Here is a 24,281-nt window from a genome sequence, read left to right on the forward strand (position 1 = left end):
GCCGACGCATCGGTGACGGACACGCGATCGTGTTGCCGAGGAGGTGCCACGCACGCACCGCGTCCTGTGTGACCATGCATGTCATGGCGTACCCACCCACCGGCTCCACCCCATCCCCGCCTTCCGGTGGGTCGGGCAGTGGGCAGCCACCCGGTGGGTCGTGGCAGGAGGAGCGTCCCGACCCGCAGCCGCCCCCGCGCAAACGCCTGACCGCCGGAGTCCTCGCCGGGATCGCCGGTGTGGTCCTGATCATCGTCGTCCTGTGCTGCATCGGCGGTCTCCTTCTGGTCCGGGACGACGAGAGCGAGCCGTCCGAGTCGTCGACGAGCCCGTCGGAGGCCAGCTCCACGACGGACACCTCGACCACGTCGTCGAGCACGTCCTCCTCGACGACACCGTCGACCTCCGCGACGAGCAGTACGACGAGCTCGCCCACCGACAGCAGCCCCACCTCCACCACCCCGAGTCCCCCGCCCTCGGCGAGTGCGGCCCCGACAGTGGACTTCCCGGACTCCTTCGGCGAGTGGACCAAGAGCGACAGCGCGACGGACACCCTGGCGATCTACCGCAAGGGCGAGGACGAGGCGCTGAGTGTCGTCGCCATCCCCCGTGACCAGGTCGAGGGCTTCTACGACCGGATCTGGGAGGACACCTCCAGGCACGGCGACATCACCTGCGGCAAGCTGAGCACCAGCGCGAACTACCAGTGCGTCGGCGTCGTGGATGGCCACGGCGTCCTCGTCTCCGGGTCCTCCGAGACCGCGGCCGAGACGGCCGAGATCCTGACGGACCTCCTCGCCGCGATCGCGGACGCATAGGCTGGGGCGCATGCCCCGCCACGTCACGACCACGATCGAGGACGGTGTCGCGCACCTGCGCCTGGCCCGGCCCGACAAGCTCAACGCGCTCACCCTCGAGATGCTCGACGACCTCGCGGCCGCGGCCCACGGACTGCGCAGCGACCGCCGCCTGCGCGCGGTCATCATCTCCGGGGAGGGCGACTCCTTCTGTGCCGGACTGGACTTCGGCTCGGCGATGAAGGACCAAAAGGGCATCTTCGCCCGCTTCGTGCCCCGCATCTGGCGCGGGACGAACACCTTCCAGGAGGCGGCCTGGGCGCTGCGCCGCATCCCGGTCCCCGTCATCGCGGCCGTCGACGGCCACTGCCTCGGTGGTGGCCTGCAGATCGCGCTCGCGGCCGACTTCCGCATCTCCCACCCCGAGGCGACCTGGTCGGTCCTGGAGGGCAAGTGGGGGATCGTCCCGGACATGTCGGGTGTGCACGCCCTCTCCCAGCTCGTCGGCATCGACGTCGCCAAGAAGCTGACGATGACGGCGGAGAAGTTCTCCGGGGAGCGGGCCAGGGAGCTCGGCCTGGTCACCGAGCTCGCGCCCGACCCGGTCGCGGCCGCAACGGCGTTGGCCACGCAGCTGTCGCAGCGCTCCCCGGATGCGCTCGCCGGCGCCAAGCGCCTCTTCGACAGCACCTGGCACAAGGGCCCGCGGGCCACCTTCGCCCAGGAGCGCATCGAGCAGCTGGGGCTGCTCTTCGGCGCGAACACGCAGCGCGCCCGTCGGGCCAACGTCCAGCAGCAGCCACCGGAGTACCTGCCGCGCAGCCGGAAGCTCGTGCGATGACGCAGGAAGATCCGCAAGCCGGCTTCCTCCCGATCGTCCCGGAGGGGCTGCCCGAGGGCTGGGTGAGCCGCGCCCCGGAGGAGGCGGACGTCGAGGAGATCGTCGGGCTCGTCCTCGCGGAGAAGCTCGAGGTCGAGGGCTCCGGCACCGTCCAAGCGGACGTCATCGCCGGGGAGGCCGTCGGGCAGGGCGCCTGGACCCGACGTGAGGTCGTCGTGCTCGACGCCGAGGGTCGGATCCGCGTGTGGGCCCGCGTCCACGACCGGGCCGCCGGACGGACCAACGTCGACCTCACCGCCGACCCCGGGCTCAGCCGCGAGCAGGAGCAGCACCTCGCCGGGATCCTGCTGGACTGGGCCGAGCAGGTCGCCCTGAACATCTCCCGCGGCCGCGGCCTCGGTGGCACTCGACTCGATGTGTCCGTGCACGAGAACGACGACCGGTTGCGCTCGATGCTTGCCCCCGACGGCTACCACCTCGCGCGCACGTGGTTGCAGATGACCCGTGACCGTCGGCCCGGTGACGAGGACCTGGTCGAGACCCACCAGCGGGAGGGCGTCGTCGTCCGACGTGTGGCCAAGCGCGAGGACGGGACGCCGGTGGCGGCCGACCTGCAGTCGGTCTACCGGATGATCGAGGAGTCCTTCGCGGACCACTTCAACTCCTACCGGGAGTCCTTCCCCGAGTTCCTCGCGCGGTTGCGGGAGGCTCCCGGCCACCGCTGGGACCACTGGTGGATCGCCGACATCGACGTCGAGGGCCAATGGGTCCCGGGCGGCGCCGTCGCCGCGCTCGTGCTGCCACCCGACGAGGACGGCGTCGAGGGCACCTACATCGACTACATCGGCGTGCACCGCCTGGCGCGCGGGCGGGGCGTGGCCAAGTCGTTGCTGCACACCGTCATCGCCGATACCGCCAGGCGTGACCGCAACCGCCTCTCCCTCGAGGTCGACGCGGACAGCCCGACGGGTGCCGACGGCCTCTACGAGTCGATGGGATGGACCACGCGCTACCGCACCGAGTCGTGGCACCGCGACGTGCGGCTCGACGGCACGGACGACCCGGTGCCGATGGCGCGTCGGGACGACTGAACCGGCTGGTGGCCGGAAGTTACGTGCGGGTACGACGACCACATGTGCGCCGCGTCATCGGATGACCCCCGGAAACTCGGGGTTCCGCTCCTGTCCTACGGCTGTAGCTGTCGTCGTACCCGACAGTCACTACCCGCGACGGATTGGCTCGGTCACTCCACGCGGCGGGTCTCGATGACGAAGTCGTGCTCTCGCAGGCGTTCCACGAGGGCGGGGCCGAGCGCCACCGCGGGGGTGAGGACGCCCCCCTCGCTGGTGAGGTCGTCCTCGGCGAGGCAGAGTGCGGACTGCCCGAGCATGATCGCCGTGCCGTTGTAGCCGGGGTCCGCTTTGGCCGCGACGGTCGTCGCGTAGCGCGCCCCGCTCGTCGTCGTGGCGATGACCTCCATCCGGAAGCGGCCGCCCGCGCGCGCCTCCTCGTCCGGGCCCTCCCCGGGGGCCGGCAGCGCTTTGGCGAGCAGCGCCCGGGTCGGCCGGAAGGACATCCCGCCGACGAGTGCGAGCAGTCCGGCGGTCATACCCGTGGCGGCGAAGGGGGCGAACCGGCGCGTCCCGAAGTCGCTCACCTCGTGGTAACGGAATGCTCGTCCGTACCGCCAGTCCAGCAGGGCGTTGCTGCGACGCACGACCCGCGTGTTGTAAGAGGCCATGATGAAGGGGCCCGTCCAGTGGCCGTCGTCCGTGCGGCGGACCGGGAGGCGGGCGCCAAAGCGCTTGCGCGGGCCTGAGGGCTCGCCCTGCGCCCCGACCTCGACCCGCTCGGCACGGGTCGGCTCGGCAGCCCGGTCGGGGCTGAGGCCGTACGGGTCGGCGATGGCGCGGCGGGCCTCCAGGGTCTCGCGTGCTGCCATCGCCTGCTGGCGGATGGAGTCGATGGTGCCGCCGGAGAGCGCCCCCTTGAGGCTGCGCACGTAGAGGACGGTGTCGGTCAGCTGCCCGGCGCCTTCCTCGGCAGCCACCCGCGCGGTCTCCAGGACGCCGAGGTCGGAGGGGACGGAGTCGAAGCCGCACGAGTGGACGATCCGGGCACCGCTGCGGTGAGCGACGTCGTGGAAGGCCTCGCTGGTGTCGCGGGCGAAGAGGACCTCCCCGGTCAGGTCCGCGTAGTGCGTGCCAGACATCGCGCAGGCCTTCACCAGCTCGTAGCCGTAGCGGGCGTACGGGCCGACGGTCGTGACCAGGACGCGGGTCGACCCGGCCACGTCGGCGCAGGCGCCCGGGTCCGTGACATCGATGATCAGGCGGGGCCACGAGCCGGCGGCACCGCCGAGCTCGGCAGCGACGGCATCCAACTTGGCCCGGGAGCGCCCGGCGATCGCGATGCGCAGTCCCTCGGGTGCGTGGTCGCGTAGATGGGCCGCAGTGAGGCGCCCGACGAAACCGGTTGCCCCGACGAGGACGATGTCGTACTCGCGCCGGTCAGTGGGGGAAGTCATGGCACGACAGTAACCGTTGGCCTGCAAGCCTTTTGCGCGCCCGACGGCTCCGGGGCTTTTGCCGGGGCCGACATGTGGGTAGACATGGGTGTGATGGCGGTGTTGCACGCACCGTCCACCCAGAGCAAAGGAGAAGCACCATGACGCAGCCTCCGCAGAACAATCCGGACCTGTCCGACGAGACGATCGGTGGGATGCCGACCGATCAGCCGCTCACCGGTGGCGGTGACGGCGGTGCCGATGGTGGTGCTGGTGACGGCGGCGCTGATGGTGGTGCTGGTGACGGCGGCGCTGATGGTGGTGCTGGTGACGGCGGCGCTGATGGTGGTGCTGGTGACGGCGGCGCTGATGGTGGTGCTGGTGACGGCGGCGCTGATGGTGGTGCTGGTGACGGCGGCGCTGATGGTGGTGCCGGTGACGGCGGCGCTGATGGTGGTGCCGGTGACGGTGGCGCTGATGGTGGTGCCGGTGACGGCGGCGCTGATGGGGGTGCCGGTGACGGTGGTGCCGACGGCGGTGCCGACGGCCGCGCCTGAGTGAGCGACGCCCCCGAGGCCGGTGCATCGGTGCGGTGCACCGGCCTCGCTCGCATCATCGACCTCGGCCCGGACCAGTTCGCGCAGATCTGGGGCGAGGAGCCCCGGCACGTCGCGGCCCGGGCGCTGCCGGGCCCCCTTCGGGACTCCTTGCCGGCGCCCGGACCCCGGGACAGCTCCTTCGCCGACCTGTTCGGCCCCGATGACGTGGACGACCTGCTCTCCCGTCGGGGGCTGCGCACCCCCTTCCTGCGGGTGGCGCGAGATGGACTCACCCTGCCCGATGCCGACTTCACCCGTGGCGGTGGCGTCGGCGCGGCGATCACCGACCAGCTCGACGACACCGCCCTGCTGCGCCTCTTCGCGCAGGGACACTCCCTCGTCCTGCAGGGGCTGCACCGCACCCACCCGCCGTTGCTGGACTTCTCGCAGCAGCTCGCCGCGGACCTCGGGCACCCGGTCCAGGTCAACGCCTACGTCACGCCAGCGCAGAGCACCGGCTTCTCCGCGCACTACGACGTCCACGACGTCTTCGTCCTGCAGATCGCCGGGGAGAAGCGCTGGCGCCTGCACCCACCGGTGCTGACCCACCCCCTTCGCGACCAGCCGTGGCAGGGCCACGCGGAGGCCGTCGAGCAGGCCGCCTCGGCGCCGCCCCACCTCGAGGTCACCCTGCAGCCCGGCGACACCCTCTACATCCCCCGAGGCTGGCTGCACTCCGCCACCGCGCTGGGCGGGGTGAGCACACACGTCACCGTGGGGGTGCACGTGTGGCACCGCGGGCACCTCGCCGAGGCCCTCCTCGACCGGGCACGAAGGGAGGTCCTCACCCACGAGGAGCAGCGCACGTCACTGCCCCCCGGGGTCGACGTCGGTGACGAGGACGCGATCGGGGATGAGGTGGAGCAGGTGCGTACCGCGCTCCTGGAGGCTCTGGCCGACGTCGACGCGCAGCAGGTGGCCCACGCCCTGGCGGCCCGCCACCGAGCGGGTCAACGACCCGCACCGGTGCCCCCTGTGGCCACTGTGGCCGCTGCGGACGAGGCACTGGGCCACCGCCTGCGGCCGCGGCCGTACCTCGCGGCCCGGATCGAGCGTGTCGACGACGGGCACCTGCTCATCTCCCGGGCCGGCCGACTGCCGCTCGACCAGGAGGAGACACGCACGGTGGGCCGCTGGCTCGACGGCGAGAGCGTCGACCTCGATGACGGGCTCGCCCGCCGCCTGCTCCTGGCCGGGGTGGGGACCCTGCCGGGGCTGCAGGGCGAGGGTTAGGGTCGATCACGTGAGCACTCCCGCAGACTCTCGCTTCCGGTGCTCGCTCGCCGCCCGCGAGCGGGGGGACGTGCCTGTCGGCACGGCGGTGCCGGCCCCTTACTGGTTCCTCGTCGGGCACCCCGGGCCGTGGCCGACGAAGGCCATCGACGCCGAGCCGCTGACCGAGGTTGCCGGCCGGTTGTCCCAGCAGCTGAACCGCTTCGGCGCCCGCCTGCAGCTGGTGCGCCGGCACGGACGGCTCGAGGGGCCGCTCGTCGAGTCGGAGGGGCTGCAGCCGGTCTTCCTCGTCGACGTGCGCCGAGGCCTCATCGGGCGCTCGACCTGGCGGACGCCGCAGGACCTCGTCGAGCTCGCCGGACGCTTCGACGACCTGCCCGACCCGAGCGAGGAGCCCCTTGCCCTGGTGTGCACGCACGCCCGCAAGGACGTCTGCTGCGCCATCGAGGGGCGGGTCGTGGCTGCCGTGCTCGACGACGTCCTCCCCGGAGCCGTCTGGGAGACCACCCACCTGGGTGTCGACCGCTTCGCCGGAAACACGGCCCTGCTGCCCGAGGGCTCGATGTACGGGCAGCTCGACGGCGACATCGCCCCGCAGGTCGTCCTGGACCACTTCGACGGGCGCGTCGACCTCGAGCGCTGGCGCGGCCGCAGCTGCTGGACGCCGGTCGCCCAGGTGGCGGTGCACGACGTGCTCGGCTCGGTGCCGGCCGCCCGGCTCGCGGACGTCGCCGAGCCCACCCAGACCGACCTCGGCTCGGGGACCTGGCGCGTGGACATCGACCTGGCCGGTTCGGTCCACAGCCGGCTGGTGACCCGCACGATGAGCGAGGCCCACGTCCTCACCTGCAGCGGGGCGCCAAAGCAGCAGGCGCTCTTCACGGTGACGATGCGCGCCTGAGGAGGGCGCCCCCTTCGCCCCACCCGGCCGGTCGCCCGCCTCGGGGACCCGAGAGCCGGGTGAGCGTCCGTCGCCGGTAGCCTGTGGTCTCATGACCACGACGCAGCAGACGAGCGCCGCCGCAGACGACCACCTCGCCGACTGGGCTGACCGACAGGCCAAGGCCGAGGCCATGATCCCCCTGGTGGGACGCCTCTACCGGGAGAACGGCGTGGTCACCTCGATCCACGGCCGCACGCTCCTGGGCCAGTCGCCGACCGACATCCTCAAGGCCCACCGATTCACCCGTCGCGTGGACGTCGAGTTGACCGTGAGCGACACCCTCCCGGTGCTCCAGGCCCTGGCGACCCTCGACCTGGGTCCCGCGTCGGTCGACATCGCCCGCCTGCACCACCGCCGCCTCGAGACCGGCAGCGACGTCCCCCTCGAGGACTTCCTGCGCAGCGAGCTCGCCGACGTCATCAACCAGGGCGACGGGGACGCCCAGGGCACGACCGATGTCGTCCTCTACGGCTTCGGCCGGATCGGCCGGCTCCTGGCCCGCATCCTCATCGAGCACGCCGGCGCCGGGCACGGTCTGCGCCTGCGCGCCGTCGTCGTGCGCAAGGGCGCCGAGAACGATCTGCGCAAGCGTGCCGCCCTGCTGCGTCGCGACTCCGTGCACGGCTCCTTCGACGGCACGATCACCGTCGACGAGGAGAACAGCACGATCCTGGCCAACGGGACCCTGATCCAGGTCATCTACTCCAACGACCCGACCACCGTCGACTACACCCAGTACGGCATCAACGACGCGATCGTCGTCGACAACACCGGCCGGTGGCGCGACGAGGAGGGCCTGTCGCAGCACCTGCAGTGCCCCGGCGTCTCGCGAGTGCTCCTCACGGCACCCGGCAAGGGCGGTGTCCCCAACATCGTCACCGGCATCAACGACGCGATGATCGGCGACGAGGACCGCGTGGTCTCCGCCGCGTCGTGCACGACCAACGCGATCGTCCCGGCGCTGAAGGCGGTCAACGACGAGTACGGCATCGTCGGTGGGCACATCGAGACGGTCCACGCCTTCACCAACGACCAGAACCTCACCGACAACTTCCACAAGGGCGAGCGCCGCGGTCGCTCCGCCGCGCTGAACATGGTCCTCACCGAGACCGGGGCCGCCAAGGCCGTCGCCAAGGCGCTGCCCGAGCTCGAGGGCCTGCTCACCGGCAACGCGATCCGCGTGCCCACCCCGAACGTCTCGATGGCCATCCTCAACCTCACGCTGAAGACGCCGGTCGAGGCCGACGCCCTCAACGACTATCTGCGGCAGACCTCGCTGTACGGCGAGATGCACAAGCAGCTGGACTTCATCGACAGCCCCGAGGTCGTCTCCACCGACTTCGTCGGCAACCGCCACGCGGGCATCGTCGACGGCCGGGCCACGATCACCGCGGGCGACCGCTGCATCCTCTACGTCTGGTACGACAACGAGTTCGGCTACTCCTGTCAGGTCGTGCGTGTCCTGGAGCAGATGGCCGAGGTCCACCCGCCGGTCTTCCCGCGCATCTGATCACCCCGACGAAGGGGGTGGCTCACGGCCCCGGGAGCGGCTCCACCTCGACCGAGTCGCCACCACAGGTGCGCCCCTCCTGGGCCGGCTCGGCCACGCGGGCGGCGTTGATCACCGAGACCGAGTCGTACGTCGGCTGCCCCTCGATGACGGCGCGGTACTCATAGCGGGTCAGCCGCCCTGCCTGGCACTCGTCGTCGAAGGTGAGCACGTCGAAGGCGCTGGGCTGTCCGAGGCGCTCGCCGTCGGTGTTCCAGGTGAAGCGCCGCAGGTTCCCGGCCCCGGTGAAGGTACCGACCTGGATCCGGTTGCCCTCCAGGTCGGCCACGTGCATGTGGCCGTTGATCCGCAGGCGTCCCGGTGCGTCCTCGAGGGCGTACGGGTTGTGCGCGATGGTCAGATCCGGTACCTGCCCGTCGCCGAGCGCCTCGATCCACGCGTCGCGCGCCTCCCGCTCCTTCTGGCGCATCTCCTCGCTGGCGGGGTGGCCGAACGTGCGTGGGTCGTTGAAGCCCGCGATCCGCAGGCCGCCGACGCTGACCTGCTGGTACTCGCCCGGCTCCGGCTCCACCAGGACCACGTTGTCGATCTCGGCCAGACCGTGGAGCAGGGCAGTGTCATCGGGGGAGGACGCATCGTGGTTGCCCCGGACGAAGACGTACGGGACGCCCAGGGATGAGATGCCGTCGTAGAGGTTGGTCAGCCGCGCCTCGACGGCCTGGGAGAAGTTGATCAGGTCGCCGGTGTCGATGACGACGTCGATGTCCTGCTCCTGCACGATCGTGCGCATCAGGGAGTACTGGTTGGCCGCGTGGATGTCGGAGACGAGCAGCACCTTCAGGGCGCTCTCGTCGGAGATCTGGACCGGGGCGTACTCGGCCTGGACCGCGTTGGAGAGCGCCAGCAGGTTGCGCAGGTACGGAGCCGCCTGGTCGGTCCGATGGTTCACGTCACCGAAGAGGCTGCGATTGGCCACGGCCATCTCGAGCAACCCGGTCGAGTGCAGCGCCTCGAGCCGGTCGGGCGTATAGGTCCGCTGGGCGGCGACGCCGACCCCTGCGCACGTGACGGCCGTGACCAGGACGCTGCTGAGGACCGCACGGCGCCCGGGATGCCCACGGCGGTAGAGGCCGGCGCCGAGGATGACGATTCCCAGCCCGGCGACGGCACCGCCGAGGAAACGCAGCCCGAGCCCGATGGCCGCCTCGCGGATGAGGCGCTCCCGGTCGGCGTCGTCCAGGGCGAGCGTGGACAGCGCGAGGTTGCCGGACTTCACCAGTTCGGTGATCTCGGGCTTGATCCGCGGCTCGACGCGGATCCCCGGTGCGAGCCCGGAGAACTCCGCCGAGACACTGCCGACGACCGTGTCACTGCCGATGGTCGAGTGCTGCCCCCACGAGGGCGACAGGCGCACGTCCGCGGCGTAGTAGTCGGTCTCCACAGGGACCGGCCACAGTGCCGTCACGGCCACTCCACCGGTGAGGCTTGCCGCCGCGACGAGCAGGGCTGCCGCGGCGGGACGAAGAGCTGCTGACCATCGCACGGGGTCACTGTAGGTGGCGCACCTGCGGACCCCATTGCTACTGCTGAGTAATGAGGTCTAGGCTCCAGCGCATGGATGCTGATGCCATTGTCGTGGGTCACGGGCTCGCCGGACTCGTTGCCGCTGCCGAGTTGACGGACGCGGGGCGCAGGGTCCTGCTCGTCGACCAGGAGAGCGAGGCCAACCTCGGCGCGCAGGCGCACTGGTCCTTCGGTGGGTTGTTCTTCGTCGACAGCCCCGAGCAGCGCCGGATGGGCATCAAGGACTCTGCCGACCTCGCGTACTCCGACTGGATGAACACAGCGGGCTTCGACCGCGATGAGGACCACTGGCCGCGCGAGTGGGCCAAGGCCTACCTCGACTTCGCCGGAGGCGAGAAGCGCGCCTGGCTCCACGGGCAGGGAATGCGCTGGTTCCCGATCGTCGGCTGGGCCGAGCGCGGCGACGGCTCCGCCCACGGCCACGGCAACTCCGTGCCCCGGTTCCACATCACGTGGGGCACGGGGCCGGGAGTGGTCGCCCCCTTCGCCCGCCGCGTGGAGGAGGCCCGTGACCGCGGGCTGGTCACCTACGCGCACCGCCACCGGGTGGACGAGCTGATCGTCGAAGGGGGCGTGGTCACCGGTATCCGCGGGGTCCACCTGGCCGAGGACCGGGCCGAGCGGGGAGTGGCGACCAACCGCGACCCGATGGGTGGCTTCGAGCTGCGCGCGCCCGTCGTCCTCGTCGCCTCCGGCGGCATCGGCGGCAACCACGACCTCGTCCGGGAGAACTGGCCCGAGCGCCTCGGCACCCCGCCGAAGCACATGGTCACCGGCGTCCCCGCCCACGTCGACGGGCGGATGATCGGCATCACCGAAGAGGCAGGAGGCCGCCTGATCAATCGCGACCGGATGTGGCACTACGTCGAGGGCATCCGCAACTGGGACTCGATCTGGCCCGGTCACGGCATCCGGATACTGCCCGGACCCAGCTCGATGTGGCTCGACGCGCAGGGCAACCGTCTGCCCGCGCCGCTGCTGCCCGGTTACGACACCCTCGGCACGCTCGCCCACCTGCGTGCGACCGGCCACGACCACAGCTGGTTCGTCACCAACCGCTCCGTCGCCGGCAAGGAGTTCGCGCTGTCGGGATCGGAGCAGAACGCCGACCTCACCGGCAAGGACATCCAGGGTGTCCTGCGCAAGCGCTCGCTGGCCGACGTCACCCCGTCGATGCAGGCCTTCCTCGACAAGGGTGCTGACTTCGTCCTCGCCGACACCGTCGAGGAGCTCGTGGCGAAGATGAACGGCCTTGTCGAGGAGGGCGAGCCGTCGCTCGACGTCGCGCACGTCAAGCGCCAGCTCGACGAGCGCGATGCCCAGCTCGACAACGGTTACGCCAAGGACGCCCAGATCGCGGCGATGCGCGTGGCCCGGTCCTACATCGGGGACAAGATCTCCAAGCGGGCCTACCCGCCGCACAAGCTGCAGGAGAAGAAGAAGGGTCCGCTCGTCGGCGTGAAGTTGCACATCCTCTCCCGCAAGACCCTTGGCGGCTTCGAGACCGACCTGTCCGGACGGGTCCTGGGCCACGACGGCGCCCCGATCGCCGGTCTGTACGCGGCGGGGGAGGCCTCCGGCTTCGGTGGCGGAGGCCTGCACGGTTACCGCGCCCTGGAGGGGACCTTCCTCGGTGGGTGCATCTTCTCCGGCCGGTCCGCAGGTCGGGCGATGGGCGCCGAGCTGGGGGACTGACCCCCTTCGCCGTCACCCTTGCGTTGGGTTGAGGTATTCCCGCGGGCCCAGGCGCGCGGGATTACCTCAACTCGGCGAAGGGGGACACGGGGGCGCAGGTCGCTCAGAGACCGTGAGCCTCCCGTGCGATCAGCAGGATCTTGCCGATGTGACCGCTCGCCTCGAGCTCGCGGTGCGCGTCGGCAGCCCGGTCCAGCGGGTGGGTGCCCTGGATGATCGGTCGAACGGCGCCATCGTCGATGAGCGGCCACACGTGCTCGCGCACGGCGGCGACGATCGTGGCCTTCTCCCTCGGCGGGCGTGCCCGCAGCGAGGTCGCGATGACCGCGGCCCGCTTGCTGAGCATCTTCCCCAGGTCGAGCTCGCCCTTGCGCCCACCCATGAGGCCGATGACGACCATCCGGCCGTTCGTCGCGAGCAGGTCGACGTTGCGGGGCAGGTACTTCGCCCCGATGTTGTCGAGGATGACGTCCGCGCCGTGGCCGTCGGTCGCCGCACGGACCTCCTCGACGAAGTCCTGCTCGCGGTAGTTGATCGCGATGTCCGCGCCGAGCTCCCGGCAGAAGGCGAGCTTCTCCTGCGTGCCCGCGGTCACCGCGACGGTGGCACCGGCGGCCTTGGCCAGCTGGATCGCCATCGTGCCGATGCCCGACGAGCCGCCGTGCACGAGGAAGACCTCGCCCGGCTGGAGGTTGGCGGTCATGAAGACGTTGGACCAGACCGTGCAGGCGACCTCGGGCAAGCCGGCGGCATCGCGCACGGACACCCCCTGCGGCACCGGGAACAGCTGGGCAGCAGGAGCGAGCACCTGCTCGGCGTACCCGCCACCGTCGACGAGAGCGCAGACCTCATCGCCGACCGACCAGCCATCGACGTCCGGTCCGACCTCCCGGATCGTGCCCGAGAGCTCGAGACCGGGAAGGGGGGAGGCCCCCTCCGGCGGCGGGTAGAAGCCCTTGCGCTGCATGACATCGGCCCGGTTGACGCCGGCCGCGACCGTGTCGATGACGACCTGCCCCGACTGCGGGGTCGGAGCCTGGACATCGGTGGCCTGCAGGACGTCGGCCTCCCCGGGCTCGGTGATCGAGATGCCGCGCACGTCAGGAGCGCTTGCGGTTGTGCGCGCTGATGTCGGTGGCGTTGCGGCCACCCTCGGCCATCTCCGCCTCGATGTTCTCGCGCATCGGCTTGGGCAGGTGGCCCGCCGAGCGCTGGTAGATCGCGGCGGCCTGGCGCGTGGTGAAGGTCCTGGCCAGACCCACGGCAAGACCGACGAGTGCCGCATAGGCGAGAGCCTCGCCGAACGGGATGTCCGGGTTGGTCGGATCGATCTCGGAGTCGTGACCGGTCTTCTTCCAGATCGCCGTGATGACCTTCTTCGACACGATGCCGGCGACGATCGCCGACCCCGTCCCGAGCAGCTTCCAGACCATGTTGCCCACGTCGGTGCTCCCTTCGTCCCGGGAGGGCGCGACGGGGTGCCGCGCCCGGTACTTGTTGGGCACAACACTGCCACAGCGAGCCACCTCGGGCAGGTGCCGACCATGGTGGTTCGGCGCGGACCCGGGCGCGCAGGTCGCCCGGCGCCCACGAGCGCGGGAGCGGGTGGGTATGCTGGATGGGCACGACAGGGGAGCGCGCAGCGCTGAGAGTGCGGGAAACCGCAGACCCTCGTACCTGATCCGGTTCGCACCGGCGTAGGGAGTCGAGTCTCAAGGGCCCTCGTCGAGGTCGGGGCCTGCGGCCGCGGTCATCGTCAGGGGAACCCTCCCTGTGGGTTCATCGACACAGGAGAAGCACCCACATGACCACCACCAAGCCGGCGAACGAGGTCCGTGCCGGCACCATCAAGGCCACCCGTCCGCTGATGCGCTGGCGCACCGTCGACCTGCTGACCGTCGCCTTCCTCGGGGTGGCCTTCGGCGTCGCCTACTGGGGCTACGGCCTGATCTACAACGGTCCGATCTCCGCGCTGGGACTCGCCTTCCAGCCGCTCTTCGGCCTCTTCGTCGGCTTCTGGTTCATCGCCGGTGTCGTCGGAGGGCTGGTCATCCGCCGCCCGGGTGCCGCCGTGGCGTGCGAACTCATCGCCGCGACCGTCTCCGCACTCTTCGGCAACCAGTGGGGCGTGACCACGATCGTCTCCGGCCTCGCGCAGGGCATCGGCGCCGAGCTGGCCTTCGCGCTCTTCGCCTACGCGTCCTTCGGCCCGATGGTCGCGGTGCTGTCCGGAGCCCTCTCCGTGCCGTTGGAGTGGCTCTACGAGATCAAGACCTACTTCACCGACTGGACCTGGGCCTGGCAGCTGGCCTACCTGCCGTTCATGGTCATATCCGGCGTCGTCATCGCCGGTCTCGGTGGCTGGCTGCTCACCCGGGCCCTCGCCCGGGCCGGGGCGCTCAACCCCTTCCCGCCGGGCCAGGAGGTCCTGGAGCAGAGGGCGGTCTGAGGCCGGTGGCTGCGTTGATCCACTCGCGCACGCCGCCGGGCGGAGGTGACCGTGCCAGGGGTACGTCCGCGCGTCCGTCGCCACCCGGGGCGGAGGCGAAGGGGGCGCGGGGCAGCGTCGAGGTCCGTGGCCTGACCTGGCGTCCGACGGGTCGCCGGGAGCCGGTGTTGCGCGACCTCGACCTCACCGTGTCCGCGGGGCAGCGCGTGCTGCTCGTCGGACCGAGTGGCTCGGGCAAGTCCACCCTGCTGCGGGCGCTGGCCGGCCTGCTGCTCACCGTCGACTCCGGCGACCTCGCCGGAAGCGTGCGCATCGACGGCCACGAACCGGGGGAGCGGCCCGGGGCCGTCGGGCTGGTCCTGCAGGAACCCGGCTCCGGCACCGTCTCGGCCACCGTGGGTCGGGACGTCGCCTTCGGGCTGGAGAACGTCGCGCTGCCTGCCCGGGAGATGCCGCCGCGCGTGGCGGCCGCGCTCGAGCGAGTCGGTCTGGGCCACCTGCCGCTGGACACCCCGACCCACACCCTCTCCGGCGGACAGACCCAGCGCCTCGCCCTCGCCGGCGCACTCGCGCTGCGGCCCTCCCTCCTCCTGCTCGACGAGCCGACCGCGATGCTCGACGAGGCCACCGGCGAGTCCGTGCGTGATGCCGTCGTCGCTGCCGGCGAGGGGCTGACGACCGTCCTCGTCGAGCACCGGATCGCGCCCTGGGTCGATCTGGTTGACCGGATCGTCGTCCTGGACATCGACGGCCGGATCCGCCATGACGGCGCCCCCGGTCAGGTCCTCGCCGAGCACCACGACGAGCTCGTCGCCGACGGTATCTGGGTCCCGGGCGCCCCCGCGCCGACGCCGACGACCATCGATCTCGGTCCCCTCCACCAGCCGCAGCCGCACGGCACCGACCTCGTGACCGCCGACCCGCTCCACGTCGAGCGACGTCGCACTCGTCTCGATGGCAGCAGCGAGACCTCGACCGTGCTGGAGACCGACCGGCCCCTGACCGCCACGGCAGGCCGGGCCACCGCGCTCGTCGGGCCCAGCGGAAGCGGCAAGAGCACCTGGCTCGCGGCGAGCGCCGGGCTGCTGCCCCCTTCGGCCGGTCAGGTGGTCACCCATGACGGGCTGGAGGTCGCCGACGTCCCGGCACAGGACGTCGCCGGACGGCTCGGCTGGGTGCCGCAGTGGAGCTCCAGCGCGCTGCTGGCGCGGACCGTCCTGGACGAGGTCATGCTCACCGGCCGCACCCTCGGCACCCAGGACGAAGGCGATGTCCTGAGGTGCGACGCAGTGGGTCCCACGCACCGCGTGGGCGCCTCGAAGGGGAGGGCCCGTCGCCTCCTCGAGGCGCTCGGACTGGCCCACCTCGAGCGGGCCGACCCGCAGACGCTCTCCGGCGGTGAGCAGCGCCGGCTGGCGGTCGCCGCTGCGCTGGCCCACGGGCCCGGGGTCGTCCTGGCCGACGAGCCCACCGTCGGCCAGGACCGCGGCACCTGGGCCGCCGTCGTCGGGCTGCTCACCGCGCACTGTGAGCGGGGCGGGGCCGTGGTCACCGCGACGCACGACCGCGACCTCGTCGCCCTCGTCGACGAGGTGCACACCGTCGCGCCCCCGCCACCGCGGGAGGCGCCGCCACGACCACGGGCGGTGCTGTCGGCGTGCGGGCCCTTGTCCCTCTTCACCGCAGCCGCGCTACCGATCATCGCCGCGGTGCTCTCGCCCGGGTGGCGGGCCTCGCTCGTCGTGCTGGCTTTCCTGGCGCTCGGCGCGCTCGTCGGGCTCTCGAACCTGCCCGGCGCCGGTCGTGGCTGGACGGTGGCCGGGCGCTGGCGGGGGCTGGTGATCCGTCTGGTGCCCGCGCTGCTCGGGGGCCTTGGTGTCGGGTGGTCGACGTGGCTGCTCGGCGGTCAGGACGTCGGGGCGGCGCTGTCCGCGGCGATGCGGATGCTCGTCATCGTCGTGCCGTCCGCGATCACGCTCGCCTTCATCGACCCCGACGACCTCGCCGACCATCTGGGCCAACGTCTCCGGTTGCCGCCGCGGCCCGTCGTGGCCGTCGGCGCGGCGCTGCAGCGACTCCAGTCCTTCGGGGCCGCGTGGACCGAGGTCGGCTGGGCGCGCCGGTTGCGCGGTCAGGGCATCAGCTGGCGCCACCCGCGCAGCGTCGTCGCGCACCTGTGGTCCTCCACGTTGGGGATGCTGCTGCGCTCGCTCGGCTCCGCAGCGACCCTGGCGGTGGCGATGGACGCGCGGGGCTTCGCCTCGGCGGGGCGCCGGACGTGGGCCACTCGCGCTCCCTGGCGAATCGCGGACACCCTCGTCGTGCTCGTGGCCTGCGTGCCGATCGTCATCGTCGTGGCGAGCCGCTTCCTCGGAGTGTGAGCGAACGAAGGAGGGGTGTGGCCTGACTCAGGCCGGCGTCCGCACTGTGCATCCGGGCTGGGTGTGCACCCGGTCGTGCGGACGACGCGCCAAGGGCCACCCCCTCCCTTCGTCCGCTCTCGACCCAAGCGCCCCGGGACGGGCACGATGGGGACATGGCACGTCTACTCGTCGTCCACCACAGCCCGACCCGCTCGACCCAGGCGCTGCTCGACGCGGCGCTCGAGGGCGCGCGACACCCCGACATCGAGGGGGTGGAGGTGGAGGTGATCCCTGCGCTGGAGGCGACCGCCGACGACGTCCTCGCTGCCGACGGCTACCTGCTCGGTACGCCGGCGAACTTCGGCTACATGTCCGGAGCGCTCAAGCACTTCTTCGACTCGACGTTCCTGCAGGTCGGCGGCGCGCTCGACGACTCGGGAGGCGCGGGCGAGGGGCAGACCGGCCCGACCGCCAAGCGGCCATTCGGCCTGTGGGTCCACGGCCGCTACGACGTCACCGGCGCCGTCCGCGCGGTGAACTCGATCGTCTCGGCCCTGGAGTGGAAGCAGGCGGCGGACGTCCTCGAGGTACTCGGCGACGTCGACGAGGACGCCACCGACCGCGCCACCGAGCTCGGCGGCACTCTCTCCGCCCTGCTCAGCAGCTGACATGACGAAGGGGGTTCCCACCAGCTGGTGGGAACCCCCTTCGCGCCCTGCCGGGGCTCAGGCGTGACGTGCGGTGTAACGACTGTGGCGTGGTGCGTAGCGCGCGTTGGCGCGGCGCAGCGCGTAGGCCGCGAAGACGACGAGCAGCGCATAGACCGCGAGGGCGATCCAGCCCCCGACGAGACCCGCGGCGACGCCGATGACCACCACGGAGACGACGACGCAGCAGACGGCGATGAGGTTGCGGCGGACGGCCGCCCTGGACTCGGGGGTCGCGTGGCGGCTGCGCAGGCTGTGACCGACCGGGGGGACGATCCGCTCGAGGTCGCGCTCGGGCGTGTTCGCGGACTCCGGCGTCGAGGTGTCGACTGCGGGGACGACGGCGGTCTCGGCGTCCTGCGCCGGTACGACCGCGGTCTCGGTGGCCTGGCTCGTGGAGGCGATCGGTGACGTGCCGGACGTGGCGGCCTCCTCGACGGCGTCACGGAAGGCGAGGGTGGGGATGAGTGCGGTGTCGACCACGTCGTCGTCGGTCGCGAGCATCGCCTCGAGGTCCTCGCTCGGGATGTTGCGCGTCCGGGACACGGACGGCAGGGCAGCGGGCCCCGAGGAAGGCGGCATGGTGCGCGTGTTGCTCATGTGAACAACTATCTCTTGCGCCCAGGGCGATTTCATGCATGTCAACCGCTCGGGCGTGTCTCCAGGCCGGCGACGTGCTCGGTGGCCCGGGCGACCTCCTCCTCGAGCCGATCGACGTCCGCAGCGGCCGCCTCGAGCGCCGTGGCCGCCTCGGAGTGGGTCAGCCGCGCCGCGCCGAGTGCCCGCTCGTGTTCATGCAAGGACTCCCTGGCAGCGGTCAGCTCACGCTCCCGGGCCCGCTCTGCCTCGATCTCGGTGACCCGGGCGTCGTCTGCGACGAGCCCACCAGCCCCGTCGGCCTCCTCGTCCTGTGACATCGGTGGGACGAGCCGCAGCACCGCCACCGCGTCGTCGAGCTCGACCTCGCCGAACCCGGCATAGGCCAGCGGCCGCAGCAGCCGGCCGGACGCGAGTGCCTCCCCGCTGCCCGGGTCCGCGAGTGCTGCCACCGCGGTCGAGGCGACCCCGTCGGACGCACTCGCGCCGAAGGACGTACCGGTCGCCTCCGCGGACCGGCGCGCCGCTGCGACGAGGGCCTCGATCGCCTCGTGGCGCTCCGGTCTCGCCGCGGACAGGGCTGCTCCGTCCCCCTTCGCCTGGGCAGTGCGCATCCGCTCGCCGAGGTCGATCAGAGCGGCGACCACCGCCGGCTCGCAGCGGGCGACCCGGTTGAGCAGCCACGCGACGACAGTCGGCTTGCGCAGCGACTTCAGCTCGCCGACGAGGTCAGGGGCCTCAGCCTTTGCCTGCGCCACGAGTCGGGTGCGTGCGGCGACGAAGTCGGCCAGCGGCGATGCGTAGAGCTCGTCAACGGCTTCGGCCAGGTCCATGACAGACGATCCTGTCAGGCGCGGGCCCCGGCGATCCGGTTGAGGCCCGGTAGAGCAGGTGATCCGTCCAGTGACCGTCCAGCGACTGCTGTGTGCTCTCCCAGCCGGACCGACTAGATTTTCATGGATGACCTCTACCCCGCGCACGCTCTGGTGGCTCGCCGGCCTCACGGCGCTGCTCGTGGCCGGCTCCCTGCTGGCCTCGGGCCTGCAGGACGTGCGCGCCGACATGACGGGGGCGCCCGCGTTCGCCTTCCTCCACTGGAACCTCTTCCTCGCCTGGGTGCCCTACGTGGTTGCGCTCGTCCTCGTGGGACTGAACCGGGTGCGGGCGCCGGGGTGGCTCCTGGCGATCCCCGGCGTGGTGTGGCTGCTCTTCCTGCCCAATGCGCCGTACCTGCTGACCGACTTCATCCACCTGGGGGCGATCCCGGGTGCGCCGCTGTGGTTCGACGTGCTGCTCATCGGCGCCTTCGCCGGGACCGGGTTGCTGCTCGGGATGGCTTCGCTGCTGCTGGTGCACGACGTGGTGGGTTCACGCCTCGGGTCCGTCGCCGGTTGGGTGCTGGTCTTCGGCTCGCTGGCGCTGTCCTCGCTCGGGATCTACCTGGGCCGCTTCCCGCGGTTCAACTCCTGGGACGTGCTGACCAACCCGGACGGACTCGTCCAGGTCGTGCTGTATCGACTCGGGGACCCTCTCGGAAACCCTTTCCTGCTCAGCTTCGCCGTCGCCATGACCGCCGGGCTCGTCCTGTCCTACCTCCTGACGTGGGGTGTCGGCCAGATGGTCGTGCGCCGGCCGATCGGACGGGTGGCGCAACCCGGCGCGTGAGCCGGCCGCTCCCGACGCCGCGCAGGCTGGTGCTGCCGGCCCGGCCAGCGATCCGGCATGGCTTATCCCCCCGTTCGTGCCTCGTGCGGCTCTAGGCTGACAATGCGTCGACCGACGCAGACTTTGTCGTGAAGTCGGAAACCCCTACGGGAGTGAGCCACATGGACGTCAAGCCAGTCATTGTCGGAGTCGACGGGTCCAAGGATTCCGGACGAGCCCTGAAGTGGGCGGCGGACTACGCCCAGCACGTCGGGGCGCCGCTCCAGGCGGTGATCACCTGGGATGTCTCGACGCTCTACGGCGACACCTTCTCCGGCACGTGGGACTCCACCGCCGTCGAGCAGAAGCACCGCGAGGTGGCCGACAAGATCGTGGGCGAGGCGCTCGGCGACGGTGCACAGGTCGACGTGCGCGTCGAGAAGGGCAACGCCTCGGAGGTGCTCGTGCGCGACTCCGACGAGGCACAGCTGATCGTCGTGGGCAGCCGCGGCTTCGGCGGGTTCAAGGGCATGCTGCTGGGCTCGGTCAGTCAGCACCTCGTCACCCACGCCCGGTGCCCGGTCACCGTCCTGCAGCACGAGAAGGTCAAGAAGTAGGCGCCACCATCTGGCGCCCCAACTACTACTAATGGTAGTAATACTGGTAGGGCGGCTTGGGCGACCCACTCCTGTGTGGTCGGCAGAGTTCGCTCGACGATACGGAGGCGCACACCTGAGTGCACCACGACAGGAGGGGCGACATGGCAAGCAAACCGATCATCGTCGGCATCGATGGATCTGCGGACTCCGTCCGAGCGCTGAAATGGGCGGCAGAGCACGCACGACTGGTTGACGCACCCTTGGTGGGCCTGGTCGCGTGGGACCTGGAGCCCGTCTACGGGTACATGGCGATGACCAACTGGGAGACGTCCGAGTCCGTGGAGCGGGAGGCCCGCACGATGATGGCCGATGCCATCGGTGACGCGCTGGGCAAGGATGCGCAGATCGAAGAGCGCAGCGTGCGCGGGCACGCGGCGAAGGTGCTCGTCGAAGCCTCCGAAGATGCGCAGCTGGTGGTCGTCGGCAGCCGTGGTCGCGGAGGTTTCATGGGGATGTTGCTGGGGTCCGTGAGCCAGCATGTCGTCACCCACGCGCGCTGCCCCGTCATGGTGATGCCGCACGAGGACCAGCCGAAGAAGTAGGCACTCAGCAACCTCGGCGTCGGGGAGCGATGCTGCGTCCCCGATGAGGCCGCGCTCGCGCGTCCGGTCCGGGGTGGGTCCTGCTCGTTCGGAGGGGGCGGTGGTTCGCCGCCCCCTCCGCCGGATGGCAGAGTACGGAGGGTGACTACTCGGGCCGCGACAGTGCAGGAGCGGCCCCCCGTCCCCCGGGAGATCCTCGTCCTGGTGGCCGCGGCGTTCGTCATCGCGGTCGGCTTCGGGCTGATCTCGCCGGTCCTGCCGCAGTTCGCCAAGAGCTTCGACGTCACGGTCGCGGCCGCGACCGTGATCGTCTCGGCCTTCGCCTTCTTCCGGCTGCTCTTCGCGCCTGCGGGCGGGGCGCTGGTCACCAGGCTCGGGGAGCGCCCCGTCTACCTCACCGGGTTGATCATCGTCGCCGTATCGACCGGTGCCTCGGCCTTCGCCCAGACCTACTGGCAGCTGCTGATCTTCCGCTCCCTCGGCGGCATCGGCTCGACGATGTTCACCGTCTCGGCGATGGCCCTGCTGGTGCGGATGGCCCCACCGGTGATCCGCGGGAAGGTCTCCTCGCTGTACGGCAGCGCCTTCCTCATCGGCGGCGTCATCGGCCCCGTCATCGGTGGCCTCCTCGGCGAGTTCGGCATGCGCGTGCCCTTCGTCGTCTATGGGATCGCCCTGCTCATCGCGGCGGCCTTCGTCGGTGTCATGCTGCGTGGCGCACACCTGCGGCCGGACCCCACGAAGGCCGAGCTGCCGCCGATGTCCGTGCGCGAGGCGCGGCACAACAGCGCCTACCGCGCCGCGATGGTCTCCGCCTTCGCCAACGGCTGGACGAACTTCGGTGTCCGCGTGGCCGTCCTGCCGCTCTTCGCCGTCGCGATCGTGGGCGAGACCTGGGCGGCCGGGGTCGCGCTCGCCGTCGGAGCGGGCGCGACCGCGCTGACCCTGCAGGTCTCCGGGCGGCTCGCCGACAGCGTGGGGCGACGGTTGCCCGTGATGATCGGCCTCGGTCTCAGCGGCGCCGGGATGGGCGTGATGGGCCTGTCCGGTGGGCTCGTCCTCATCCTCATCCTCTCGACCGTCGTCGGCGCCGGCGCGGGCCTGCTCAACCCCGCGCAGCAGGCGAGCGTCGCCGACGTCGTGGGCAACGACCGCTCCGGCGGCAAGGTCCTCGCCGGCTTCCAGATGTGCCAGGACGCAGGCGGGATCGGCGGCCCGATCATCGTCGGACTCGTTGCCGACCACGCCGGCTGGGGCTGGGCCTTCGCGCTGAGCGGGGTGATCTCGGCAATCGCGATCATCCCGTGGTTGCGCGCGCAGGAGACCCTGACCATCCACCAGGGATGATCCGGCGGGCGTGCGCTGTTGCCCTGGACATGCAGATCGACATCTGGTCCGACATCGCCTGCCCGTGGTGCTACATCGGCAAGCGCCGCCTCGAGACGGCCCTGGCCGACTTCCCGCACCGGGGCGAAGTGGGCGTCACCTGGCACAGCTACCAGCTCGACCCGACCCTGCCGGAGCACTACGACGGGACCTCGGCCGAGTACCTCGCCTCCCGCAAGGGGTTTCCGGTCGAGCAGCTGGAGGAGATGTCACGCCACGTTGCCGAGCAGGCCGTCGGTGAGGGTCTGGCCTACGACTTCGACTCGCTCGTCGTGGCCAACTCCGCCCGCGGCCACGAGCTGCTGCACCTGGCCAAGGACCGCGGCCTCGGCGACGAGGTGAAGGAGGCGCTGCTGTCCGCCCACTTCGAGCACGGGGCGGACATCGGCGACGTCGACACCCTCGTGCGCATCGGTGCGGCGGCAGGTGTGGACGAAGGGGAGATCCGCGCGTCCCTCGCAGATGGCCGGTACAAGGCCGCCGTCGCATCCGACATCGACATGGCCCGGCAGATCGGGGTCACCGGGGTGCCCTTCGTCGTCGTGGACATGAAGTACGCCGTCTCCGGGGCGCAGCCGCCGGAGGTCTTCCGTGAGGTCATCGACAAGGCGTGGGCGGAGCAGGCCCCGGCGATCCAGGTCGTCGACAGCTCCACCGATGCCCAGGCGTGCGGCCCCGACGGCTGCGCCACCTGAGCGTCTCTGCCCACACGAGGTGGTGCCGGCCATGCGAACGGGAGCCAGCAGCATTTCGTCGTGAGCGGCACCGGCGTAGCGTCTGGACACATGACACCTGCAGAGTTGCTCATCGACGCCTTCGACCGGGTGCGTGACGGCGCGCTCGCCGTGGTCGACGGTTTGACCGAGGACCAGTTGGCGCACCGCATCGCCCCGGACACCAACTCGATCGCGTGGCTCGTCTGGCACGCCTACCGCGTGCAGGACGACCACGTCGCCGACGCTGCCGGACTGCAGCAGGTCTGGGCAGCGCGGGGATTCATCGAGCACTTCGACCTCGACCTCGACGAGGACGACACCGGCTTCGGGCACACGCCCGCCCAGGTGGCGAAGGTGCGCGCCCCCGCCCACCTGCTGGCCCGCTACGTCGAGGCGACCCACCGGCAATCCGTCGCCTGGATCGGCGGCTTGACGGAGGCCGACCTCGACCGTGTCGTCGACGACGCGTGGGACCCGCCGGTCACTCTCGGGGTGCGCTTGGTCAGCGTCGTCAACGACGACACCCAGCACATCGGGCAGGCGGCCTACGTGCGTGGTCTGCTCGACGGGTCGGAGTGAGGTCACGGGGCGAAGGGGGAGCGGCGTCGGCTGACTTCGTCGTCCGAGTCGATACGCCGCTCACGCCCGGGCAGGCGTGGGAGCGGGTATGGGACCTGGACCGGCACACCGAGGTCATCCCGCTGACCACCGTGACCCTCCAGCCGCCCGCGACGCGGCTCGCGCTCGACGCGCACTTCTGCGGGCGCACCGCCGTCGGCCCGGTCGGCTTCGACGACCCGATGCGAGTCGTGCTCTGGGAGCCGCCCACCACGGGCTCGGGACGAGCCGTCGTGGCCAAGGCCGGCTCCGTCATCGGTGGACGGATCGAGGTGACCTTCGTGCCCGTCGCGGGCCGTGGGACCCGGATCACGTGGCACCAGCACGTTGAGCTGCCCTGGCTCCCTTCACCCCTGTCGTGGCTGGAGCGTCCTGCCGCTCGCCTCACGGCACTCGGCTACCGGATGGTCCTGGGCCGGCTCCTGGTCTGAGCTCGGCCGTGCGGCCTCGTCGTCCCCAGCGCACCAGTGCTCGAGCTGCGGTCAGGACCGAGCAGACGACGATCGCGATCAGTGCCCAGATACCGCCGAAGTAGAGGACGAACCCATTCAGTGGTGGGATGCCCTCGGCGTCCTCGAGCTGCATGGCCGCGGTCAGGTAGGTCGCCGCCGACGAGCACAGGATCAGCCCGGGCAGAAGTGCGATCGCCAGCAGCCAGCCGGGTGTCCGGGTCCGGGCCAGAAGCGCCACAGCGACGAGGGCGAGCACCAGTGCGATGCCCAGCAGTGCGTAGGCCGTGAACTCGTCTGGCGGCAGCACAGCCAGCCAGCTCGCCATCCCGACGATGACGGCGGCGAGCCAGAGCCACACCGGCCGCCGGCGCTTGAGGGTTGGCGGCTCGGGCGGCTCCGGCCACTCGTCCAGGAGCAGGGACATGAGTTCATCGTGCCAC

The 24,281-nt window shown here is 71.3% G+C and carries 25 protein-coding genes and 1 riboswitch; of the genes, 18 read left to right on the plus strand and 7 right to left on the minus strand.

Annotation, left to right across the window (positions count from 1 at the left end):
* Window positions 1-83: 83 nt before the first annotated feature.
* From BJY20_RS09370 to BJY20_RS09380, 3 genes are read left to right on the plus strand one after another with little or no spacing between them, the layout of a single operon-like run.
* Window positions 84-818: a hypothetical protein gene (locus BJY20_RS09370; RefSeq protein WP_185991283.1), complete on the plus strand. Its 735-nt coding sequence runs from the start codon at window positions 84-86 to the stop codon at window positions 816-818.
* Between the two features lie 10 nt (window positions 819-828).
* Window positions 829-1,638, plus strand: coding sequence for a crotonase/enoyl-CoA hydratase family protein (locus tag BJY20_RS09375; protein ID WP_185991284.1), 810 nt, complete (start codon window positions 829-831; stop codon window positions 1,636-1,638).
* Window positions 1,635-2,729: a GNAT family N-acetyltransferase gene (locus BJY20_RS09380; RefSeq protein WP_185991285.1), complete on the plus strand. Its 1,095-nt coding sequence runs from the start codon at window positions 1,635-1,637 to the stop codon at window positions 2,727-2,729. The genes BJY20_RS09375 and BJY20_RS09380 overlap by 4 nt, the downstream gene beginning before the upstream one ends.
* A gap of 152 nt (window positions 2,730-2,881) precedes the next feature.
* On the opposite strand, the gene BJY20_RS09385 is transcribed toward BJY20_RS09380, so the two are convergent.
* Window positions 2,882-4,165 (minus strand): saccharopine dehydrogenase family protein, encoded by a 1,284-nt coding sequence (locus tag BJY20_RS09385; protein WP_185991286.1) that lies wholly within the window; start codon window positions 4,163-4,165, stop codon window positions 2,882-2,884.
* 219 nt (window positions 4,166-4,384) lie between these two features.
* Between BJY20_RS09385 and BJY20_RS09390 the strand changes: the two genes are divergently transcribed.
* The 4 genes from BJY20_RS09390 (at window position 4,385) to BJY20_RS09405 (ending at window position 8,429) form a co-directional block, all read left to right on the plus strand.
* A complete protein-coding gene (locus tag BJY20_RS09390; protein WP_185991287.1) occupies window positions 4,385-4,705 on the plus strand; it encodes a hypothetical protein in 321 nt (106 codons plus the stop codon).
* On the plus strand, window positions 4,702-5,976 hold the full coding sequence (locus tag BJY20_RS09395) for a JmjC domain-containing protein (RefSeq protein WP_185991288.1): 1,275 nt from the start codon (window positions 4,702-4,704) through the stop codon (window positions 5,974-5,976). The genes BJY20_RS09390 and BJY20_RS09395 overlap by 4 nt, the downstream gene beginning before the upstream one ends.
* Before the next feature lie 10 nt (window positions 5,977-5,986).
* On the plus strand, window positions 5,987-6,877 hold the full coding sequence (locus BJY20_RS09400; RefSeq protein WP_185991289.1) for a sucrase ferredoxin: 891 nt from the start codon (window positions 5,987-5,989) through the stop codon (window positions 6,875-6,877).
* Between the two features lie 91 nt (window positions 6,878-6,968).
* On the plus strand, window positions 6,969-8,429 hold the full coding sequence (locus tag BJY20_RS09405; protein ID WP_185991290.1) for a glyceraldehyde-3-phosphate dehydrogenase: 1,461 nt from the start codon (window positions 6,969-6,971) through the stop codon (window positions 8,427-8,429).
* Window positions 8,430-8,451: 22 nt separating this feature from the next.
* Here BJY20_RS09405 and BJY20_RS16470 read toward each other — a convergent pair whose 3' ends face one another.
* Entirely contained in the window at window positions 8,452-9,972 is a 1,521-nt protein-coding gene (locus tag BJY20_RS16470; protein ID WP_185991291.1) for a metallophosphoesterase, read from the minus strand.
* Window positions 9,973-10,043: 71 nt separating this feature from the next.
* Here BJY20_RS16470 and BJY20_RS09415 point away from each other — a divergent pair, with 71 nt between their 5' ends.
* Window positions 10,044-11,708 (plus strand): FAD-binding dehydrogenase, encoded by a 1,665-nt coding sequence (locus BJY20_RS09415; protein WP_185991292.1) that lies wholly within the window; start codon window positions 10,044-10,046, stop codon window positions 11,706-11,708.
* 103 nt (window positions 11,709-11,811) lie between these two features.
* Here BJY20_RS09415 and BJY20_RS09420 read toward each other — a convergent pair whose 3' ends face one another.
* Together BJY20_RS09420 and BJY20_RS09425 are read right to left on the minus strand one after the other, a co-directional pair.
* Window positions 11,812-12,807 (minus strand): zinc-binding dehydrogenase, encoded by a 996-nt coding sequence (locus BJY20_RS09420; RefSeq protein ID WP_185991293.1) that lies wholly within the window; start codon window positions 12,805-12,807, stop codon window positions 11,812-11,814.
* Window position 12,808: 1 nt separating this feature from the next.
* Complete coding sequence (locus BJY20_RS09425) at window positions 12,809-13,213, minus strand: DUF4235 domain-containing protein (RefSeq protein WP_343062836.1); 405 nt, start codon at window positions 13,211-13,213, stop codon at window positions 12,809-12,811.
* Between the two features lie 114 nt (window positions 13,214-13,327).
* Window positions 13,328-13,429, plus strand: a riboswitch (TPP riboswitch).
* A gap of 83 nt (window positions 13,430-13,512) precedes the next feature.
* Between BJY20_RS09425 and BJY20_RS09430 the strand changes: the two genes are divergently transcribed.
* The 3 genes from BJY20_RS09430 (at window position 13,513) to BJY20_RS09440 (ending at window position 17,188) form a co-directional block, all read left to right on the plus strand.
* Window positions 13,513-14,157, plus strand: a complete 645-nt coding sequence (locus BJY20_RS09430) for an ECF transporter S component (RefSeq protein ID WP_185991294.1) — start codon at window positions 13,513-13,515, stop codon at window positions 14,155-14,157.
* A 5-nt stretch (window positions 14,158-14,162) separates the two neighbouring features.
* Entirely contained in the window at window positions 14,163-16,538 is a 2,376-nt protein-coding gene (locus BJY20_RS09435; protein ID WP_343062837.1) for an ATP-binding cassette domain-containing protein, read from the plus strand.
* A 155-nt stretch (window positions 16,539-16,693) separates the two neighbouring features.
* On the plus strand, window positions 16,694-17,188 hold the full coding sequence (locus BJY20_RS09440) for a flavodoxin family protein (RefSeq protein WP_185991295.1): 495 nt from the start codon (window positions 16,694-16,696) through the stop codon (window positions 17,186-17,188).
* A 57-nt stretch (window positions 17,189-17,245) separates the two neighbouring features.
* On the opposite strand, the gene BJY20_RS09445 is transcribed toward BJY20_RS09440, so the two are convergent.
* The gene (locus BJY20_RS09445) at window positions 17,246-17,827 is read right to left on the minus strand and encodes a hypothetical protein (RefSeq protein ID WP_185991296.1); all 582 of its coding nucleotides are present in this window, start codon (window positions 17,825-17,827) and stop codon (window positions 17,246-17,248) included.
* A 41-nt stretch (window positions 17,828-17,868) separates the two neighbouring features.
* Window positions 17,869-18,657, minus strand: a complete 789-nt coding sequence (locus BJY20_RS09450; protein ID WP_185991297.1) for a hypothetical protein — start codon at window positions 18,655-18,657, stop codon at window positions 17,869-17,871.
* 127 nt (window positions 18,658-18,784) lie between these two features.
* Here BJY20_RS09450 and BJY20_RS09455 point away from each other — a divergent pair, with 127 nt between their 5' ends.
* From BJY20_RS09455 to BJY20_RS09485, 7 genes are all read left to right on the plus strand, one after another.
* Window positions 18,785-19,489 carry a DUF1361 domain-containing protein gene (locus BJY20_RS09455; protein WP_185991298.1) on the plus strand — a complete coding sequence of 235 codons (705 nt, stop codon included), beginning with the start codon at window positions 18,785-18,787 and terminating at the stop codon, window positions 19,487-19,489.
* 161 nt (window positions 19,490-19,650) lie between these two features.
* Window positions 19,651-20,085, plus strand: a complete 435-nt coding sequence (locus BJY20_RS09460; protein WP_185991299.1) for a universal stress protein — start codon at window positions 19,651-19,653, stop codon at window positions 20,083-20,085.
* Window positions 20,086-20,228: 143 nt separating this feature from the next.
* Window positions 20,229-20,669 (plus strand): universal stress protein, encoded by a 441-nt coding sequence (locus BJY20_RS09465; RefSeq protein WP_185991300.1) that lies wholly within the window; start codon window positions 20,229-20,231, stop codon window positions 20,667-20,669.
* A 141-nt stretch (window positions 20,670-20,810) separates the two neighbouring features.
* The gene (locus BJY20_RS09470) at window positions 20,811-22,016 is read left to right on the plus strand and encodes an MFS transporter (RefSeq protein ID WP_185991301.1); all 1,206 of its coding nucleotides are present in this window, start codon (window positions 20,811-20,813) and stop codon (window positions 22,014-22,016) included.
* Entirely contained in the window at window positions 22,013-22,750 is a 738-nt protein-coding gene (locus tag BJY20_RS09475) for a DsbA family oxidoreductase (protein ID WP_246297141.1), read from the plus strand. Before BJY20_RS09470 ends, BJY20_RS09475 begins: the two co-directional genes overlap by 4 nt.
* A gap of 90 nt (window positions 22,751-22,840) precedes the next feature.
* On the plus strand, window positions 22,841-23,350 hold the full coding sequence (locus BJY20_RS09480) for a mycothiol transferase (protein WP_185991302.1): 510 nt from the start codon (window positions 22,841-22,843) through the stop codon (window positions 23,348-23,350).
* Window positions 23,347-23,820: an SRPBCC family protein gene (locus tag BJY20_RS09485; RefSeq protein WP_185991303.1), complete on the plus strand. Its 474-nt coding sequence runs from the start codon at window positions 23,347-23,349 to the stop codon at window positions 23,818-23,820. The genes BJY20_RS09480 and BJY20_RS09485 overlap by 4 nt, the downstream gene beginning before the upstream one ends.
* Here BJY20_RS09485 and BJY20_RS09490 read toward each other — a convergent pair.
* On the minus strand, window positions 23,774-24,265 hold the full coding sequence (locus BJY20_RS09490; protein WP_185991304.1) for a hypothetical protein: 492 nt from the start codon (window positions 24,263-24,265) through the stop codon (window positions 23,774-23,776). The genes BJY20_RS09485 and BJY20_RS09490 overlap by 47 nt on opposite strands.
* Window positions 24,266-24,281 lie beyond the last annotated feature (16 nt).

The sequence above is a fragment of the Janibacter cremeus genome (assembly GCF_013409205.1).
In the GTDB taxonomy this organism is placed as follows: Bacteria; Actinomycetota; Actinomycetes; order Actinomycetales; family Dermatophilaceae; genus Janibacter; species Janibacter cremeus.